Annotated in this window: 1 protein-coding gene; it reads left to right on the top strand. The window is 70.6% G+C overall.

The genetic code is table 11. From position 1 onward, the window contains the following. Positions 1-26: 26 nt before the first annotated feature. Positions 27-1399, top strand: a 1373-nt coding sequence (gene tnpB / locus RIF23_RS20635) for an IS607 family element RNA-guided endonuclease TnpB (protein WP_310914303.1), incomplete at its 3' end; no start/stop codon positions are given.

Raw genomic sequence — 1399 nt, 5'->3', positions numbered from 1 at the left:
ACCGGAGCCACCGGACCGGAGGTGTCGTGACCGTCGAGGTGACGCAGGCCTACCGGTTCGCCCTGGACCTCACCCCGGCCCAGGAGCGGGACCTGGCCCGCCATGCCGGGGCCGCCCGCCTGGCCTACAACTGGGGTCTGGCCCGTATCACGGCCAACCTGTCCCAGCGCGAAGCTGAGCGTTCCTACGGCATTGCCGACGCGGATCTGACCCCGTCGGTGACCTGGTCGTTGTACGGGCTGCGCAGGGCGTGGAACCAGGCCAAGAACGAGGTGGCCCCGTGGTGGGGCGAGTGCTCCAAGGAGGCCTACAACACCGGCCTGGACCAGCTCGCGCGCGGACTGAAGAACTGGTCGGACTCGCGCAAGGGCAACCGCAAGGGCAAGCCCGTGGGGTTTCCCCGGTTTAAGTCCAAGCGCACGGCGACCCCCTCGGTGAAGTTCACGACCGGCACCCTCCGGCTGGAGGACGACCGCAGGCACGTCACGCTGCCGAGGGTGGGCACGCTCAAGACCCACGAGTCCACCCGCACGCTCCACCGCCGCCTGACCGACGGCAGGGCGCGGGTCCTGTCGGCGACCGTGCGGCGCGAGTCCGGGCGCTGGTTCGTGTCCGTGACCTGCACGGTCCAGCGCACCGAGCGTGCCCCCTCCCGTCCCGACCACGGGGTGGGTGTGGACCTGGGCATCACGAGCCTGGCGGTGCTCTCCGATGGCACGGTGGTGGACAACCCGCGCCACGTCAATACTGCCCAGCGCAAGCTCCGACGCACCTCGCGCACAGTCTCGCGGCGGCAGGGCCCCGACCGGCGCACCGGCCAGGCCCCGTCCAACAGGTGGCGGCGCGCCAACACCGCGCGCAACACGGTGCACCGCAAGGTGTCCAACCAGCGCCGCGACCACCTGCACAAACTCACCACCCGGCTGGCCGACACCTACGGCACGGTCGTGGTCGAGGACCTGCACGTGGCCGGGATGCTGGCCAACCGCACGCTCGCCCGGCACGTCGCCGACGCCGGGTTCGCCGAGGTGCGCCGCCAGTTAGAGTACAAGACCGCCTGGCGGGGCGGCACCCTGGTGGTCGCAGACCGGTGGTTCGCCTCCTCCAAAACGTGTTCGGGCTGCGGCGCGGTGAAAGCCAAGCTCGCCCGGTCCGAACGCACCTTCGTGTGCACCGAGTGCGGCCTGATCCTGGACCGGGATCTGAACGCCGCACACAACCTGGCTGCTCTGGTGGAGCGGCACGTCGCCGGGAGTGGCTCGGAGACGCGAAACGGACGTGGAGCCGACCGTGAGACCGGGCTTGTCCCGGCGGGTGGCTGCGAACCGTCTACCCCGCACCGGGAGCCCTCCCGGGTCAGACGGGGACTTTCGCCCGGCAACGAGCGAATCATTGAAAG

Source organism: Lipingzhangella rawalii, from assembly GCF_031628175.1.
Lineage (GTDB): Bacteria > Actinomycetota > Actinomycetes > Streptosporangiales > Streptosporangiaceae > Lipingzhangella_A > Lipingzhangella_A rawalii.
Note: the sequence above shows the minus strand (reverse complement) of the source record. Positions and strands in the feature narration are given on the sequence as shown.